The organism is Kribbella koreensis (genome assembly GCF_039525325.1).
Taxonomy (GTDB): Bacteria; Actinomycetota; Actinomycetes; order Propionibacteriales; family Kribbellaceae; genus Kribbella; species Kribbella koreensis.
In genome coordinates this window covers 283,969-300,161 of record NZ_BAAAHK010000006.1, presented here as the reverse complement: position 1 = coordinate 300,161, position 16,193 = coordinate 283,969, and the positions used below count along the sequence as shown (strand labels likewise).

Sequence of the window (16,193 nt, the reverse complement as noted above, 5' to 3'; positions counted from 1 at the left end):
TACTGTCCGCAGATGGAACTGCGTCGGGTGCAGTACTTCGTGGCCGTCGCCGAGGAGTCTCATTTCGGGCGGGCGGCGGCGCGGCTCAACATGGCCCAGCCACCGTTGTCCCAGCAGATCAAGCTGCTCGAGGCCGAGGTCGGGGTGCAGCTTCTGCATCGGACCACTCGGAAGGTCGAGTTGACCGAGGCCGGGCGGCGGTTCTTGGAGCGGGCCCGGGAGATCTTGGCGGCTGTGGACAGCGCGGTGGTCGAGGCCAACGAGGTCGCCAGTGGGACCTTGGGGCGGATTGCGATCGGCTTCACGGGGTCGGCCACGTATGACTTGTTGCCGTCGTTCGTACGGGCGGTGCGCGCTGACCTGCCCGGGATCGAGCTCGACATCCACGGCGAGATGCTCACGCCCCGGCAAGTCGCCGCACTCCTGGACGGAACTCTCGACCTGGCCTTCCTCCGCCCACCGGTCCGCAGCCCACAGATAGAGGTCCGCGTACTGCGGCGGGAGCCTCTGATCGCAGTACTGCCCACCCAGCATCCACTCGCCGCCAGCGACAAGGTCCGCCTGTCGGACCTCGCCGACGACCCGTTCATCACCTACCCGTCACACAACCGTTCAGTCGTCTACGACGCCGTCCTGGACACCTGCCAACACGCAGGCTTCGTCCCCGCGACGATGCACGAGGTCGCCGAAACCTCCACCCTGGTTTCCTTCGTCGCGGCCGGCCTCGGCGTCGCGCTGGTACCGGCATCGGTCCAGCACCTCCAGATCACCGGCGCCGCCTACCTGCCCCTCGCCGGCACGACCAGCGAGGTCGAACTGGCCCTGGCAACAAGAGCCGACGAGCCGTCACCCCTGGTCGCAAGAGTCCGAGCCCGAGCCGAAGGCCTAATCGGCGGCGGCCGCCGCCTACCTCCTAACCGCTGACCGCGTGTGCGGGAATTGAGAGGTTGGGCGTCTTAGTGCCGACTTTTTAGGTATTTCACTTGTGTTGCCGGGGAGTTGAGACTCGGTGGCATGACGCCGTTCATGCTCAGTGTTCAGGCACTTCTCGATGGGGAGGCCGCGCCGGTCGCCGGGGTCGAGGACAGTGTGCCGATGCCGATTCCGGTGGCGACGGACGTGCAGGTGATCGTCCGGTCGCTGGCCGAGCAGCTGGTCAGTGAGGCCAACGCGATCCTGCGGCCGCGTGGTGACGTGATCGAGCTGGTCGATCAGGTCGGGCCGGGGGAGTTGACCTTCACGATGACCTATCACGAGCGGGCCGCGCAGGTTCGGACGGTGATGTCCGGGCATTCCGCGCTGGTCAGCCTCATCCTCTCGGGCCAGCAGAACCAGCAAGGCCAGCAGCCGCGGCGGCTCAGTAGTGAGGACGAGCTGCAGGGGCTCGTTCTCACGCTGATCGAGCCGCAGCACGTCGACGCCGACCGTCAGGAGTGATCGTGCAGTACGAGTTGCGCTACAACGTCATCGAACCCAAGCGGAACACCTACCAGAACGTCATCGACCGCCTGGGCGACCAACCGGCCACCCGCTACCAGGAGGCGACGCTCGACGTCGAGCCGCGGGAGAACTTCCACTACCGGCCGACCTGGATCCAGGACCGCGAGCTGTACGACCCGCGCTACACAGCCCTCCAGCTCACCGACCCCTACTCCTACGCCGATCCGCGCAACTTCTACTACACCCCGTACGTGACCAACCGGGCCGCGCTGCACGACGAGTTCGGCAAGACCCTCAGCTACTTGGAGGGACGCGACCTGCTCGGCCGGATGCCAGAAGCCTGGCGCGTCGTCCTAGGCACAGTCGTCATCCCCCTGAGGCACTACGAGTCCGGCGCTCAACTGGTGACGGTCGCCGGCGCACGCTTCGCCTACGGTACGTCGCTCGAGCAGTGCTGCACCTTCGCCGCGTTCGACCGCATCGGCAACGCCCAGATGCTGTCCCGCGTGGGTATCGCCCTAGGCGCCGGCGCCGGCGGAGTACTGACCACAGCCAAGCAGGACTGGCTCACCGGCGAACACCTGCAGCCGCTCAGGAAGCTAGTCGAAGAGATCATGATCGTCGACGACTGGGCCGAGGGTCTGCTCGCGATCGACCACGTCGACCAGCTCATCTATCCCTTGCTCTACACAGGTCTCGACGAGCAGGCCCTGCTCACCGGCGCCGGCGCCTACTCGCTGTTCGCCCAGCACCTCAGCACCTGGTACGCCGACCAGCGCAAGTGGCTCGACGCCCTCATCACCGCTTGGAACACCGACCCCGACCACGGCCCGGCCAACACCGAACACCTGGCCCGCATCGCGACCACCTGGCAACCAAGAGCGCAGGAAGCCGTCGCAGCACTCGCCACGAAGCTGGACGGAGTACAGGCATGACCACCACCCTGCGCCAGGTCGGTATCGACCTCCAGGACGCCGAGGAGAACCGCCCGCTGGTCGACGCGATCAAGGCGGACAACCCGGAGCTCACCATCCGGCACCTGCCCGGCCTGCTCAAGCTCCAGTCGGCCGGCCGGATCGTGATCAACCGCGAGACCGTCGAGGCCCAGCTCGGTCACGAGTGGGACACCGGCGAGTTCCAGCTGGCGATCGTCTCGTACGCCGGCAACTTCACCGAGTGGGACGACGACCAGATCATCGTGAGTTGGGAGCACTGACCATGACCGAAGCCATCACCCGCCCGAAGAAGCTCCCACTCAAGGAGCGCTATGCGCTGCTCACCCGCGACCTCGACTGGGAGCCGAGCTACGTCAGCAAGGAGCAGCTGTTCCCGCACACGTCGTACGAGGGCATCAAGGTCCACGACTGGGACGGCTGGCAGGACCCCTTCCGGCTGACCGTCGACGCTTACTACAAGTACCAGGCGGAGAAGGACAAGCGCCTGTACGCCGTACTCGACAGCTTCGCGCAGAGCCAAGGCCATCTCGGGTTGTCGGACGCGTCGTACCTGAACGCGATCAAGCTCTTCATCCAAGGCGTCACCCCGCTCGAGTACGCCGCCCACCGGCACTTCGCCTACCTCGCGCGCTACCTCGAAGGACCGGCCCCGCGGTTCGCCGCGTTGTGCCAGAGCGTCGACGAGCTGCGGCACTGTCAGACCCAGATCCACACGATCAGCAACTACAACAAGTACTACGGCGGCTTCCACAGCTGGTCGAAGATGCACGACCGGGTCTGGTACCTGTCGGTGCCGAAGTCGCTGTTCGACGACGCGATGACGGCCGGTCCGTTCGAGTTCCTGATCTCGATCTCGTTCAGCTTCGAGTACCTGCTGACCAACCTGCTGTTCGTGCCGTTCATGAGCGGCGCGAGCTTCAACGGTGACATGCCGACGATGTCGTTCGGGTTCTCGGCGCAGTCCGACGAGAGCCGGCACATGACGCTCGGGCTGGAGGCGATCAAGTTCCTGCTGGAGCAGGACGAGGACAACGTGCCGATCATCCAGGACTGGATCGACAAGTGGTTCTGGCGGGCGTACCGGATGTCCGCGCTGGTCGCCGCGATGATGGACTACATGCTCCCGAAGCCGGTGATGAGCTGGAAGGAAGCGTTCGAGCTGTACTTCGAGGACCAGATGCTCGGCGGGCTGTTCCCGGATCTGGAGTTCTACGGCATCCGCCCGCCGCGGCATGTCGAGCAGGCGATCGCGGAGAAGGACCACCTGTCCCACCAGGTCTACAAGATCCTGCACAACTTCAGCTTCGCCGCGTCGTTCACCACGCAGACGCCGACCGAAGAGCACTCGAAGTGGCTGGCCGAGCAGTACCCGGAGACGTATCCGCAGCAGTACAAGCCGGTATGGGACAAGCACGCTCGTATCGAGGCGGCCGGCGGCCGGGTCTTCTTCCAGGGCTTGCCGCAGCTGTGCCAGGTCTGCCAGATCCCGATGGCGTTCACCGAGACGGCCGACCCGGCCGCGATCTCGTTCCGGCGCAGCGAGTTCCGTGACGAGACGTTCCATACCTGCTCCGACGGGTGTCAATGGATCTTCGAGCGAGAACCGGAGAAGTACGTCCAGGCGTGGTTGCCGGTGCACCAGATCTATCAGGGCAACTGCGGCGGTCCGAGCGTTCCCGAGGTGCTCGAGTGGTACGGCATCCAGGACGGTGACGCCGGTGAGTACCGCGGATCGCCCGACGCGCGGTCTTGGGCCGAGTGGCACTCGAACGCGACGAAGGAGGCGTGAGCGATGCCGGTGAAAGCGTTGTACGACTACGACTTCCCGTCGGCTGACCGGCAGGAACTGTTCGGGGACGACCAGCTCGTCTACGTCCACTGGGACGGCAATCCGCTGTTCTGTTCGGCCGCCTGCTTCCGGGTGCCGCGGGCTCTGTCTTTCGGCGAATTCGTCGCGGGGATGGTCGCGCCGTGGGCCGGGTCCGACCCGGACTTCGACGCGACGGCGGCTCTCGACTGGCGGCTGTTCGACGAGCCGCTGAGCGCCGTACCGGATGCGTCCTTGACCGATCTCGGGATCGGGCACAAGGCGCTGCTGCACTTCACCGTCTGAGGTCGTGGGTATGAGCGACGAGACGTACACCGTGACGATCGAGCCGATCGGTGCCGAGATCAAGTGCCGGGCCGACCAGACCGTTCTCGATGCCTGTCTGCGCGAGGGGGTGTGGTTGCCGCATGCCTGTACGCACGGGACTTGCGGCACGTGCAAGGCGCAGGTGCTGGAGGGCGAGCTGGATCTCGGCGACGCTTCGCCGTACGCGTTGCTGGAGAGTGAACGCGACGAGGGAGCCGCTCTGCTCTGCGTGGCCAAGCCGCGCAGCGATGTGACCATCGAGGGCGAGGTGGATGTCGACGACGGGGTCGAGATCCATCCGGTACGTGACTACGCCGGGCGCGTTGTCGAGCTGGCCGAGGTGAGTGCCGGCGTACGACGGCTGCGGGTCGCGTTGACGTCGCCGATTCCGTTCAACCCGGGGCAGTACGTGCTGCTGCGGACGCCTGACGGTGAGACCCGGCCGTACTCGCTGGCTGGTCTGCCCGGCGACACGATCGAGTTGCACGTCAAGCGATCGGCGGACGGGCTGGCGACGGATGGGTGGATCTTCAAGGACCTGGCCGTCGGCGACGACGTGTCGGTCTCCGGGCCGTACGGGCAGTTCTTCCTGCGGCCGGCCCGGGACGAACCGGTGCTGCTGCTGGCCGGCGGGACCGGGCTCGCGCCGATGAAGGCGATCCTCCAGTCTTTGGCCTCGACTGGTTGCTCTCGGCAAGTAGTCCTGTACCACGGTGTGCCGACTGTTGATGATCTCTACGAGCACGAGTGGCTGGAGCGGTTCGCGGCATCGCATCAGTGGTTCTCGTATCGGCCGGCGTTGTCGCGGGACTCCTTTGACGGGCGCACTGGGCGGGTGCCGGTCCTCGTTGCAGAGGACTATCCGCGGGCGGCCGGGCATGTGGCGTATCTGTGCGGCAGTCCCGAGTTCGTCGCCGACTCGATGAAGGCGTTGATGAAGGCCCGGTTGTTCCCACGCGACATCTACCGGGAGGACTTCTTCGACTCCGCCGACCGGGCCTCGGGGCGCAACGTCGTCCGCAGTCCGCTGATCGGGCGATGACGATGGGAGAGCAGCCTTGAAGATCACGAAGGTCGAAGCGATCCCGTTCGCGATCCCGTATCGCAAGCCGCTGCGGTTCGCGTCGGGGGAGGTGACCGAGGCGGCGCATGTGCTGGTTCGGGTGCATACCGATGACGGGCTGGTGGGGGTCGCGGAGGCGCCGCCAAGGCCGTTTACCTATGGCGAGACGCAGGCGTCGATCGTCGCTGCCGTCTGCGGTCTGTTCGCCGACCTGGTCATTGGGCTGTCGCCGTTGGAGCGGGAGCAGGTGCGGGTCCGGCTGGGGCGTACGGTCGGCAACCCGACCGCCAAGGCGGCGATCGACATGGCGTTGTGGGACCTCGCCGGGCAGTCGCTCGGGGTATCGGTCACCGAGCTGCTCGGCGGGTACGGCGATCGGATGCGGGTCGCTCACATGGTCGGGTTCGCGGAGCCGGCCGAGATGGTCGCCGAGGCCGGGCGGGTGCGGGAGCAGTACGGAATCTCTACTTTCAAGGTGAAAGTGGGGCGACGGCCCATCCTTCTTGATGTGTCGGCCTGCCGGGCGCTGCGCGAGGCGATGCCCGATGCTGAGCTGTACATCGACGGGAATCGTGGCTGGACCGCTGCCGAGGCTGCCCGGGCGCTGCGGGCGATGGCCGATCTCGACCTGCTGTTCGCCGAGGAGCTGTGCCCGGCTGATGACGTCCTCGGGCGGCGTTGGCTGGTCGGGCAGAGCGGCATACCGATGTACGCCGATGAGAGCGTGCCGACGCCTGGCGATGTGACGCGCGAACTGCTTGGCGGGTCGGCGACCGGGGTCAGCATCAAGACCGCGCGTACCGGCTTCACCGGGTCGCATCGCGTGCTCGCGCAGTGCGAGGGACTCGGCGTGGAAGTTGTCATGGGCAACCAGATCGACGGGCAGCTCGGGTCGCTCTGCAGCCTCGCTTTCGGCGCCGCCTTCGAGGCGACGTCCCGGCAGGCCGGCGAACTGTCCAACTTCCTGGACATGGCCGACGACCTGCTGACCGAGCCGTTGGAGATCCGCGACGGCCTGCTCCGGGTCCGGGAAGCGCCCGGGCTCGGCATCGACATCGACGCGAGCAAGCTCGCGCACTACCGGACCGACCGTGTCTGACCGTCCTTTTGCCGGTTGGGCGCCCGCCAGAGAGGAAACACCATGACCACGACCGAGGAGTCGGCCACCGCTGCCGCCACCGGCGCATCCGCGACCGAACGGTTCCGCGCCGACAAGACCGCTGTCGCCGACACCCCGCCAGAACGGGTCAGCATGCTGGCTCGGGAGGTACTGTCCGCGATCCACGCGACGATTCGCGCCAACCAGGTCAGCTATGCGGAGTACGACGCTCTGAAGGCCTGGCTGATCCAGGTCGGTGCCGATGGCGAGTGGCCGCTGTTCCTGGACGTCTTCCTCGAGAACGTCGTGGAGGAGGTTGCTTCGGCCGATCGCGAAGGAAGCAAGGGCACGATCGAGGGGCCGTTCTACGCTCCCGGCGCGCCGGAACTACCCGCCGAGGCGACTCTTCCGATGCGCCCTGACGAGCCGGGCACTCCGCTGGTCTTCCACGGCCAGGTCCGGTCGGCCGACGGTACGCCGCTGGCCGGCGCGCGGGTCGACATCTGGCATTGCGACGCTCTTGGGTACTACGCCCAGTTCGCCCCCGGCCTGCCCGAATGGAACCTGCGCGGCGTCATCACGGCCGACGACCAGGGTCGCTTCCGGATCCGTACGATCCAGCCGGCGCCGTACCAGATCCCCACCGACGGAGCCACCGGCGCCCTGATCCGAGCCGCCGACTGGCACGCCTGGCGCCCCGCTCACCTACACCTCAAGGTCTCGGCTGACGGCCACCAACTCGTCACCACGCAGCTGTACTTCCCGGGTGACCCGCACAACGAGGACGACATCGCCTCGGCGGTCAAGCCCGAACTGATGCTCGACCCCAAGCCGTCGGGTGACGGCGTAGACGTCGAATACGACTTCGTCCTCGCCCCGTCCTGAGCCCGAACCGTCCCGTCGTCCCGGCTGCGTTGTCCGGGGCGACGGGACCTCTTGGTGAGGAGACACCATGCTGTTCGCGGTGACCATGCGAGTGAGCCTGCCCACCGACCTGGACCCGGCGGTGCGGGACGACATCCTCGCGCGGGAGAAGGCATACAGCCAGGAGCTACAACGAGCCGGCAAATGGCCGCACATCTGGCGGATCGCCGGGCAGTACGCCAACCTCAGCATCTTCGACGTCGACACCAACGAAGAACTCCACCAACTCCTCTGGAATCTCCCGCTCTTCCCCTACCTGAGCGTGGACATCCAGCCTCTCGCCGAACACCCGTCCGACATCAGACCTTCGTGAGGATCGCGGCGACTCGATCGGGAGCTTCGATCGGAGCCAAGTGAGCCACGTCGTCGAGGATCGTCAACTGCGCACCCGGCGCCCCGTTGACGATCCGCTGTGCATCCGCGATCGGAGTGGCGACATCGTCCCGCCCGGCGATCAGCGCGAACGGCCGGTCGATCTTCCCGAGCCTGTCCCTGATATCGAACTCAGCCAACGCCTCACAAGCCAACGCATAGCTCTCGTCATCAACCGCCCGCAACGACTCGATCAACGCCTCGACCGCCGCCGGCTCCCGGTCGGCGAACCCAGGCGAGAACCACCGCTCCCGCGACCCCTTCACCACCGCCTCGGTCCCTTCAGCCCGTACCAGCGCCGCCCGCTCATGCCACATCCGCGGCGCCGAGAACCGCGCGCTCGTACAGGCCAAGGTCGCGCCACTCACCCGATCCGCGTGATCGACCAGCAGCACCAACCCAACGGCCCCGCCCAGCGAATCCCCGGCGTACCGAAACTGTCGCGGCCCGCAGATCTCATCGACGCCGGCAACAACCCGCCCCGCCAACTCCTCGATGCTGAACGCCGCCGTCGCCGGCGCTCCACTCCCATGCCCCGGCACCTCCCACCCCAGCACATCGAACCGCTCCCCAAGCCGCTCGACGCACGTCCCCCACAGCGCCTCAACCCCCGTCCCCAAACTGGCCCCCACCACAAGCAGCTCCCGCCCACCCCGAAGCTCCCCAACCCACCCAAGCCCCGCAACGGTCCGCCGCTCCACACCCAGAAAACCCATACCCCCGAGGCTACGACCCCAGCTATGTCCCCAACAAAGACCAATCCAGTCCCACCCAATACCCTCCAAGTCCCAATCCGCCCCACCCAACTCACCCATCTCCACCCCACCCACTCACCCACCCAACTCACCCACGCCGGCCGCACGGCTCGCTCCTACGTCGTTCCCTCCGCGCCCGGCTCCACCCGCCCCTCCTTTGCGGGCTGCGCCCTCGGCGACCACTGGGGTGGCTACCCGCATGGGGCCGCCAGCCCGTGTGGGTGGGTGCCGCTGGGCGGTCGGCGCTCGGGCCTGACGTGCTGCGTGGGCTGATGTGGCGGCTGGGCTGAGGACGGGACTCGTCTTGCCCGCGGGCCAACTGGTGGCGGGCCTCCACAGCCGGCTGACTCGCCCACGCCGGCCGCCCGATTGCTCCTGCGTCGCTCGCTCCGCGCCCGGCTCTCACCCGCCCGTCTTTGCGGGCTGCGCCGTCGGGCGACCACCGGATTGGCTGGTCGCCTGGGGTCGGTGGACCGTGTGGTGGGTGCCCGGGCAGCCGGCGCTCGGGGGCTGACGTGCCTCTCGGGGGCTGATGTGCTGCGTGGGCTGGGCGCGGGACTCGTCTTGCCCACGAGTTAGCTGCTGGTGTGGGTCGGCCGACTCGGTCGCTCCGGGGGCGCGCACTCTGCACCGGATCCAGGTCGTCCCTTTGTAGGCTCCCGTGTCGCCTCGAGCGACTACAGGCGTGGATCGCCGGATGGATGGCGGACTGGGTCGGTTCTGGTGTGGATCTGGCGTCTGGCCGGTGTGCTGTCGGGTGAATGGGCTGCTGTCGTTGGGCGTTGGGTGCTTGTCGAGGGGCGGGATGTGCCCAAGGACAGGCAGTAGTCGACGCCAGTTAGTGCACTGTGAGCGCGGATGGCGATTTCGTGTGTGGCGTCTCGAGGTGCACTACCTGTTGTTCGGTACGCCACCAGAGGCCCGCTGCGGGCAGCACCCCGCCGTCGGGTGTCCGTTGGAAGTGGTTGGCGGATGGTGTCGAGGTGGAAATGTCGAGGTTCGTCGTGGGGGTTCGACAGACGGTATGAGAGGTCGCGGGGTTCTGATCAAGCAGTGCTAACACGAGGAGTAGCAGGATGTCCGTATCGCCGGTAGCAGGTCTGGATGAGCTTGAGGTCATTACCTTGCTGGTGGATGACGTTGCTGGTTGCAAGGAGTTCTATGTGGGGGTGTTCGGGCTCGAGGTCATCTTCGAGGACGAGGATTCGGCGTTGCTGAAGCTGCGCAACCTGATGCTGAACCTGGTCACCGTCGCCGAGGTTCCGCTGCTGATCGGGCCCGCGACGGCCGGTAGTGGCGGGCGGTCGTTGTTCACCATCCGAGTAGATGACGTGGATACAACGGCCGCTGAGCTGAAGGCGCACGGAGTGGAGCTGGTGAACGGTCCGATCGACCGCCCCTGGGGCCGCCGGACCGCCGCGTTCGCCGACCCGGCGGGCAATCACTGGGAGATCGCGCAGATCATCTCCTGAGCGCCTGCCCGGGCCGGCCGGCGAGATGCGGCTGGCCCGGCAGGTCAGCCGGCGAGATGCGAATGGCCCGGCCGGCCAGCGTGGGGTCAGCCGGCCGCCGTGCCCGTGCGTGCCTGGAGGATTTCCAGGTAGTGGGGGTTGTGCATGATGCCCAGGACGTTGCCGAAGGGGTCTATGACGGCGGCGGTGGTGAAGTTGCTGTCGCCGTGGGAGGTGATGGGGGTGTATTCCTTGGCGCCCATCGACAGGAGCTTTTCGAAGGTGGCCTGCAGGTCGTCCACGTGCCAGTGCATGACGGCGCCGCCAGGGGCGTTGGCGGCGCCGGGCGGGGCGTACTTGCGGTCGATGAAGCCGAGTTCGTCCTCGTCGTCGCCGATCCGGAACTCGAAGTACGCGGGCGGTGCCGGAGCGGGCGGGAACTGGAAGTACGCCTCCTGGCCGAGCAGTTCGGCGTACCAGTCGCGCGCGGCGGCGAGGTCGTCGGCGTAGAAGCTGATGGTGGCGAATCCTCGGAACATCGGGGCACTCCCTGGGTCGGTGTCGAGCTGGTGAAGCCATCATGCCGGGGTGAAGTGCTCACCAAGTGAGCACTTTTCCCGAGAGGTTTCCCTTCAGTGCCGGCGGAGTTCTTGACAGGGCCATGAGCCGGTTCGATGATGCATGCGGATGCCGAGTAATGCGCACTTAAACGCGCTTTCTTTCATTAATGAGCACTGCTGCTGCGTCGCTGTATCCCGCCCCGGATCACGCCCACGAGGAGATGTCCCGTGACCGACGTCAATCGCCGTAGGTTCCTGCAGTTCGCGAGTGCGGCCGCCGCGGCCACCGCGCTGCCCGCCGTCATCGAGAAGGCCGCCGCGATCCCGGCGGCGATCAGCTCCGGCACGATCGCGGACGTCGAGCATGTCGTCGTCCTGATGCAGGAGAACCGCTCCTTCGACCATTACTTCGGATCGCTGCGCGGTGTCCGTGGATTCGGCGATCCCCGCCCGCTCCCGCTGCCCAGTGGGAAGAGCGTCTGGTACCAGGCGGACGGCAGCGGCAAGGTGACGCTGCCGTTCCGGCCGGCGGTGAGCAACCTCGGCCTGACCTTCATCGAGGACCTGCCGCACGGCTGGAACGACACGCACAACGCCTGGAACGGTGGCCGCTGGGACCGCTGGATCTCCGCCAAGGGCACCACCGCGATGGCCCACCTGACCCGCACCGACATCCCGTTCCACTACGCCCTCGCCGACGCGTTCACGATCTGCGACGCGTACCACTGTTCGTTCATGGGCGCGACCGACCCGAACCGCTACTACATGTACACCGGCTGGGTCGGCAACGACGGCACCAACGGGGGACCGGTGGTCGGGAACGAGGAAGCCGGCTACGGCTGGAACACCTTCCCCGAGGTCCTCCAGCAGGCAGGAGTATCCTGGAAGGTCTACCAGGACATCGGTTCCGGCCTGAACGCCGCTGGCAGCTGGGGCTGGGACAGCGATCCCTACATCGGCAACTACGGCGACAACTCGTTGCTGTACTTCAACAAGTACCGCAACGCCCAGCCCGGCAACCCCTTGTACGACAAGGCCCGCACCGGTACGAACGCGAAGAACGGGGACGGGTACTTCGACAAGCTCAAAGCCGACGTACTGGCGGGCAACCTGCCGCAGGTCTCCTGGATCGCCGCCCCCGAAGCCTTCACCGAGCACCCGAGCTGGCCCGCCAACTACGGTGCCTGGTACGTGTCGGGCGTCCTCGACGCGCTCACTGCCGACCCGGCCGTGTGGAGCAAGACCGTGCTGCTGCTCACGTACGACGAGAACGACGGCTTCTTCGACCACGTCGTCCCGCCGTACCCGCCGGCGTCGGCCGCGCAGGGCCTGTCGACCGCGAGCACCACCGGCGAGATCTACACCGGCGGCGGGGGATCGGGCTACACGACCAACCTGCAGTACGGGCTCGGACCGCGGGTGCCGATGCTGGCCATCTCGCCCTGGAGCCGCGGCGGCTGGACCTGCTCGCAGACCTTCGACCACACCTCGATCATCCAGTTCATCGAGAAGCGTTTCGGAGTCCACAGCCCGAACGTGTCCGACTGGCGCCGGACGGTCTGCGGCGACCTCACCTCGGCCTTCGACTTCACCGGGTCCGACAGCACGAAGCCGTCGTTGCCGAGTACGACGGCGTACAAGCCGCCGGCCTCGCACACCTCGCCGCCCGACTACCACCCGGTCCCGCCCAAGACCGGCGCGCTGCCCATGCAGGAGTCCGGTGTGCGCAAGGCACGGGCGATTCCGTACGACCTGGCAGTCGACACCGTGGTGGTCAACGGCCGGATGCAGTTCACCTTCACGAACCGGGGCACGGCAGGAGCGGGGTTCCTCGTCACCTCGGCGACCCGTAGCGACGGACCTTGGCCCTACACGGTCGGGGGCGGCAAGTCTCTCACCGACACCTGGGCGCTGCCGTCGACCCGCTACCAGTTCGGTGTGTACGGACCCAACGGCTTCGTCCAGGAGCGGGCCGGGACCATCGCGGAACTGGGACCGGAGGTCACCGCCCGGCACAATGCGGCGACCGGCTACGTCGACCTGACCTTCGTCAACGGCGGGACCAAAGCCGTGACCTTCACCGGCGTGGACCGCTACGCGCCGACCCAGCCGTACTCGTACACGGTCCAGCCCGGCACCTCCCGCGTGGTGCCCAACTGGGGCGTTGCCGCCGGCAACCGCTGGTACGACATCAGCGTCACCAGCAGCACCGATTCGGCGTACCTGCGTCGTTTCGCCGGCCATATCGAGACCGGTGCGGCCTCCACCAGCGACCCGGCCATCGGCTCGTGAAACTCCTCCTGAAAGGAGCCCGCCCATGAGAAGGCTGGTCACCCTCGCATCAGCAGCCGCGCTGGCCACCACCGGACTGGTCGTCAGCACGTCGCCCGCAGCCGTCGCCGACCCGATCGCCGCGAACACCAGCACCGCCATCGGCGTGAAACCGATGATGGGCTTCAACAACTGGGCGCGCTTCACCTGCGCCGCGCAAGCACGTCTCGACGGCACCAGGACCGGCTATTCGTTCCAGCAGTTCATGCAGGACCAGGCCAAGGCCATGAAGGACACCGGTCTCGTTGCTGCCGGCTACACCAACCTCACCGTGGACGATTGCTGGATGCAACGGACGAGCGCCGGTTACCTGCATGGGGCGGCAACCTGGGGCAGTAGCAGCCAGCCCGGGTTCGACTGGGAGCTGACCGACTACTCCAACTACCTCCACAGTCAAGGGATGGAGACCGGGCTCTACAGCACCTCGGGCGTCAACACCTGCCAGGGCGTACCAGGCGGGGTGATGGGACACGAACAAGCCGATGCCAACTCGCTGGCGTACTGGGGGATCGACTCCCTCAAGCTGGACAACTGCGGGACGACCAGCAGCAATCGTCAGCAGATCTTCACCACCATGGCCAACGCTCTGAAGACGGCCACGGCCAGTACCAGCCGGAAGATCCTGTTCAACGAGTCCGCACCCGCCGGGTACGGCCCGACCAGCACCGAGAAGTACAACTCGATGGATTGGGTCCGCACCCTCGGCCAGATGTGGCGGGTCAGTCCAGACATCGCCGTCTGGCACGGCGACAACGCCTCGGCCTGGAACTGGCCGCATGGTGGCGACTACTACGAGGGCGGCGTCTACCAGAACCTCACCGACACCATCGCGCTGGCCCGCTACAACGGCCCGGGCAACCACAACGACGCGGACATGCTGCTCATCGGTGACAACAAGCAGCTCACCCTCGCCGAGCAGCGCAGCCAGTTCGCGCTCTGGTCGGCGATGGGCTCGCCGCTGATGATCAGCTCCGACATCCGCAAGCTGGCCGCCGACCCGACGACGTACGCGCCGCAGCTGAACATTCTCAAGAACAGCGACATCATCGCCGTCGACCAGGACGCGCTCGGTGCGGGTGGCTACCTCGCGTCCCGCAGCAACGCCTCGGCCACCGCCGGGATCGACGTCGTCGTCAAGCCGCTGGCCGGCGGTCGCCGCGCGGTCGCGGTACTGAACAAGAACTCCACCTCGACCAGCTACACCCTGGACCTGGCGCGGGTGGGTTTCGGGAACACCGGCTGCACTCGCACCGCCCGGGACCTGTGGAGTCACACCAACCAGTCGGTGCAATCGTCCATCACGATGACGATCGCCAGTCACGACACCGCCATCTACACGATCGACCCGGGAAGCTGCGGCGCCGCGATCCCGGTTGGTCAGATCCAAGCGCCGCAGAGTGCATTCCAGGCAACCGCCCTGTGCTTGGACGCCTATACCGGTGCTGCTGTCGGCAACAAGGTCGCTTTGTACGGCTGTACCGGCAACAGCAACCAGCAGTGGCAACGCCAGGCCACGGGACTCATCTCCTCCTTGGCGAACACGGCGCTGTGCATCTCCGGCGACTCCACCGGCCTCCGGCTGGCCGCCTGCAACAGCAGCGACACCAAGCAGAAGTGGACCTACAACCGCTCCGGCCAGCTCAGGCAGTCCACCGGCGTCTGCATCGACATCGCCGGCGGCAACCTCGCTGACCCCAATGCAGTAGTCGCGACCTACTCCTGCGGTACCCACCAGCCCAACCAGACCTGGAGTGCCCCCTTCGACGGCCCGCCCGCGCCGTAGTCGTCAGGCGGGCTTGCCCTGGGCAGCGCGGGCCTGCTCGAAGGGGAGTCGGTCGAAGATGATGCGGAGGTCGACGATCTTGCCGGCGCGGACGGTGTGGAGTTCAGCACCGGGCGCGTCGGCAACTGGGCGGGTGGTGGTGCCGTACATCAGCAGCACGGTCGTGTCGTCGCCGTACGACGCGAGCAGTTCCGCCTTGAGCAGGATCTGGGAGAACGGCTCCATGAAGGCGCGGAACGCCTCGGCGCCTTCGATCCGCCCGGCCGGCGCGTGGCAGACCAGGTCGTCGGCGAGGTAGGTCATCGCCTGGTCGAAGTCGTGGCCGGTCCAGGCGTTGTAGTAGGCCAGGACGATGTCGAGTGGTGTTGTCATACCTGGATAGACACCGGCGGGTTCGCGATCGGAACGGTGAGGGCTGGCACGATGTGGGGATGCAGAGCTTCGAGGAGCTGACCGCGCCGTACCGGCGTGAGCTGCATCTGCATTGCTACCGGATGCTCGGCTCGTTCACCGATGCGGACGACCTGCTCCAGGAGACGTTGCTGGCCGCCTGGCGCGGGCTGTCCGCTTTCGACGAACGTTCGTCGTTGCGCACCTGGCTGTACAAGATCGCCACCAACCGCTGCCTCAACGCGATCCGGGACAGCAAGCGCCGCCCGCCGGCCGAGCCGCTGCCACCGTTCGATCCGCCGGAGCCGACCAGCCGCGGCGACGTCACCTGGCTCCAGCCGTACCCCGATGCGCTGCTCGACGATCAGCTGGTCAAGCGCGAGAACATCGAACTCGCCTTCATCACCGCACTCCAGCGGATGCCCCCGCGTCAGGCGGCCGCCTTGATCCTGGTCGACGTGCTGGACTTCTCCACGCCCGAAACCGCCGAGCTGCTGGACACCACGCCGACAGCCGTCAAAGGCGCACTCCAACGCGCCCGCGCATCCCTGCACAGCCCGCCACCACCGCGCGACACCGAGACCGAACGCGACGTCGCCCGGAGATTCGCCGAAGCCTTCGCCGCCGACGACATCACCACCATCAAGACCCTGCTCACCGACGACGCCTGGCTGGCCATGCCTCCGGCACCACACCAGTACTACGGCCCGCCGGCGATCGCCGCGTTCCTCGAGGCCAGCGCCGGCGGGCGCGACTCAGCGACCCTGGAGTTGGAGCCGGCCGGCGCCAACCGGCTGCCGGCGTACCGGTGCTACTTCGTGACCGGATCCGATCGCCGCGACACCGGACACGTAGTCCTGACCATCAGCGACGACCGGATCAGCTCGATCACCCGTTTCCTGAACCCCGGCTAGCCGGCGAGGTCCCCTGGATGC

At 67.0% G+C, this 16,193-nt stretch carries 17 protein-coding genes; 14 read left to right on the top strand and 3 right to left on the bottom strand.

Annotated features, from left to right (window positions below):
- The first annotated feature begins 12 nt into the window (after positions 1-12).
- The 10 genes from ABD116_RS13790 (at position 13) to catC (ending at position 7,929) form a co-directional block, all read left to right on the top strand.
- Complete coding sequence (locus tag ABD116_RS13790; protein ID WP_343968766.1) at positions 13-924, top strand: LysR family transcriptional regulator; 912 nt, start codon at positions 13-15, stop codon at positions 922-924.
- Between the two features lie 90 nt (positions 925-1,014).
- Positions 1,015-1,437 carry a hypothetical protein gene (locus ABD116_RS13785; protein WP_343968764.1) on the top strand — a complete coding sequence of 141 codons (423 nt, stop codon included), beginning with the start codon at positions 1,015-1,017 and terminating at the stop codon, positions 1,435-1,437.
- A gap of 2 nt (positions 1,438-1,439) precedes the next feature.
- On the top strand, positions 1,440-2,375 hold the full coding sequence (locus tag ABD116_RS13780) for a ferritin family protein (protein ID WP_343968762.1): 936 nt from the start codon (positions 1,440-1,442) through the stop codon (positions 2,373-2,375).
- A complete protein-coding gene (locus tag ABD116_RS13775) occupies positions 2,372-2,656 on the top strand; it encodes an MmoB/DmpM family protein (RefSeq protein ID WP_343968760.1) in 285 nt (94 codons plus the stop codon). The genes ABD116_RS13780 and ABD116_RS13775 overlap by 4 nt, the downstream gene beginning before the upstream one ends.
- Positions 2,657-2,658: 2 nt before the next feature.
- Positions 2,659-4,185, top strand: coding sequence for a ferritin family protein (locus ABD116_RS13770; RefSeq protein WP_343968758.1), 1,527 nt, complete (start codon positions 2,659-2,661; stop codon positions 4,183-4,185).
- A 3-nt stretch (positions 4,186-4,188) separates the two neighbouring features.
- Positions 4,189-4,509 carry a phenol hydroxylase subunit P4 gene (locus tag ABD116_RS13765; RefSeq protein ID WP_343968756.1) on the top strand — a complete coding sequence of 107 codons (321 nt, stop codon included), beginning with the start codon at positions 4,189-4,191 and terminating at the stop codon, positions 4,507-4,509.
- A gap of 10 nt (positions 4,510-4,519) precedes the next feature.
- Positions 4,520-5,572 (top strand): 2Fe-2S iron-sulfur cluster-binding protein, encoded by a 1,053-nt coding sequence (locus ABD116_RS13760; RefSeq protein WP_343968754.1) that lies wholly within the window; start codon positions 4,520-4,522, stop codon positions 5,570-5,572.
- A gap of 16 nt (positions 5,573-5,588) precedes the next feature.
- Entirely contained in the window at positions 5,589-6,692 is a 1,104-nt protein-coding gene (locus ABD116_RS13755) for a mandelate racemase/muconate lactonizing enzyme family protein (RefSeq protein WP_343968752.1), read from the top strand.
- 42 nt (positions 6,693-6,734) lie between these two features.
- Positions 6,735-7,577 (top strand): catechol 1,2-dioxygenase, encoded by an 843-nt coding sequence (gene catA / locus ABD116_RS13750; RefSeq protein ID WP_343968750.1) that lies wholly within the window; start codon positions 6,735-6,737, stop codon positions 7,575-7,577.
- Positions 7,578-7,644: 67 nt separating this feature from the next.
- Positions 7,645-7,929 carry a muconolactone Delta-isomerase gene (catC, locus tag ABD116_RS13745; protein WP_343968748.1) on the top strand — a complete coding sequence of 95 codons (285 nt, stop codon included), beginning with the start codon at positions 7,645-7,647 and terminating at the stop codon, positions 7,927-7,929.
- Here catC and ABD116_RS13740 read toward each other — a convergent pair.
- Complete coding sequence (locus tag ABD116_RS13740; protein WP_343968746.1) at positions 7,916-8,704, bottom strand: alpha/beta fold hydrolase; 789 nt, start codon at positions 8,702-8,704, stop codon at positions 7,916-7,918. The two genes, catC and ABD116_RS13740, sit on opposite strands and share 14 nt — an antisense overlap.
- Before the next feature lie 1,115 nt (positions 8,705-9,819).
- Between ABD116_RS13740 and ABD116_RS13735 the strand changes: the two genes are divergently transcribed.
- A complete protein-coding gene (locus ABD116_RS13735) occupies positions 9,820-10,215 on the top strand; it encodes a VOC family protein (RefSeq protein ID WP_343968744.1) in 396 nt (131 codons plus the stop codon).
- Between the two features lie 86 nt (positions 10,216-10,301).
- Here ABD116_RS13735 and ABD116_RS13730 read toward each other — a convergent pair whose 3' ends face one another.
- Complete coding sequence (locus ABD116_RS13730; RefSeq protein ID WP_343968742.1) at positions 10,302-10,733, bottom strand: VOC family protein; 432 nt, start codon at positions 10,731-10,733, stop codon at positions 10,302-10,304.
- A 249-nt stretch (positions 10,734-10,982) separates the two neighbouring features.
- Here ABD116_RS13730 and ABD116_RS13725 point away from each other — a divergent pair, with 249 nt between their 5' ends.
- A complete protein-coding gene (locus ABD116_RS13725) occupies positions 10,983-13,046 on the top strand; it encodes a phosphocholine-specific phospholipase C (protein WP_343968740.1) in 2,064 nt (687 codons plus the stop codon).
- Positions 13,047-13,071: 25 nt separating this feature from the next.
- The gene (locus ABD116_RS13720; protein ID WP_343968738.1) at positions 13,072-14,868 is read left to right on the top strand and encodes a ricin-type beta-trefoil lectin domain protein; all 1,797 of its coding nucleotides are present in this window, start codon (positions 13,072-13,074) and stop codon (positions 14,866-14,868) included.
- A 3-nt stretch (positions 14,869-14,871) separates the two neighbouring features.
- Here ABD116_RS13720 and ABD116_RS13715 read toward each other — a convergent pair whose 3' ends face one another.
- Positions 14,872-15,240: a nuclear transport factor 2 family protein gene (locus ABD116_RS13715; RefSeq protein WP_343968736.1), complete on the bottom strand. Its 369-nt coding sequence runs from the start codon at positions 15,238-15,240 to the stop codon at positions 14,872-14,874.
- A 59-nt stretch (positions 15,241-15,299) separates the two neighbouring features.
- On the opposite strand from ABD116_RS13715, the gene ABD116_RS13710 reads away from it, so the two are divergent.
- Positions 15,300-16,172, top strand: coding sequence for an RNA polymerase subunit sigma-70 (locus ABD116_RS13710; RefSeq protein ID WP_343968734.1), 873 nt, complete (start codon positions 15,300-15,302; stop codon positions 16,170-16,172).
- The last annotated feature ends 21 nt before the right edge of the window (positions 16,173-16,193 follow it).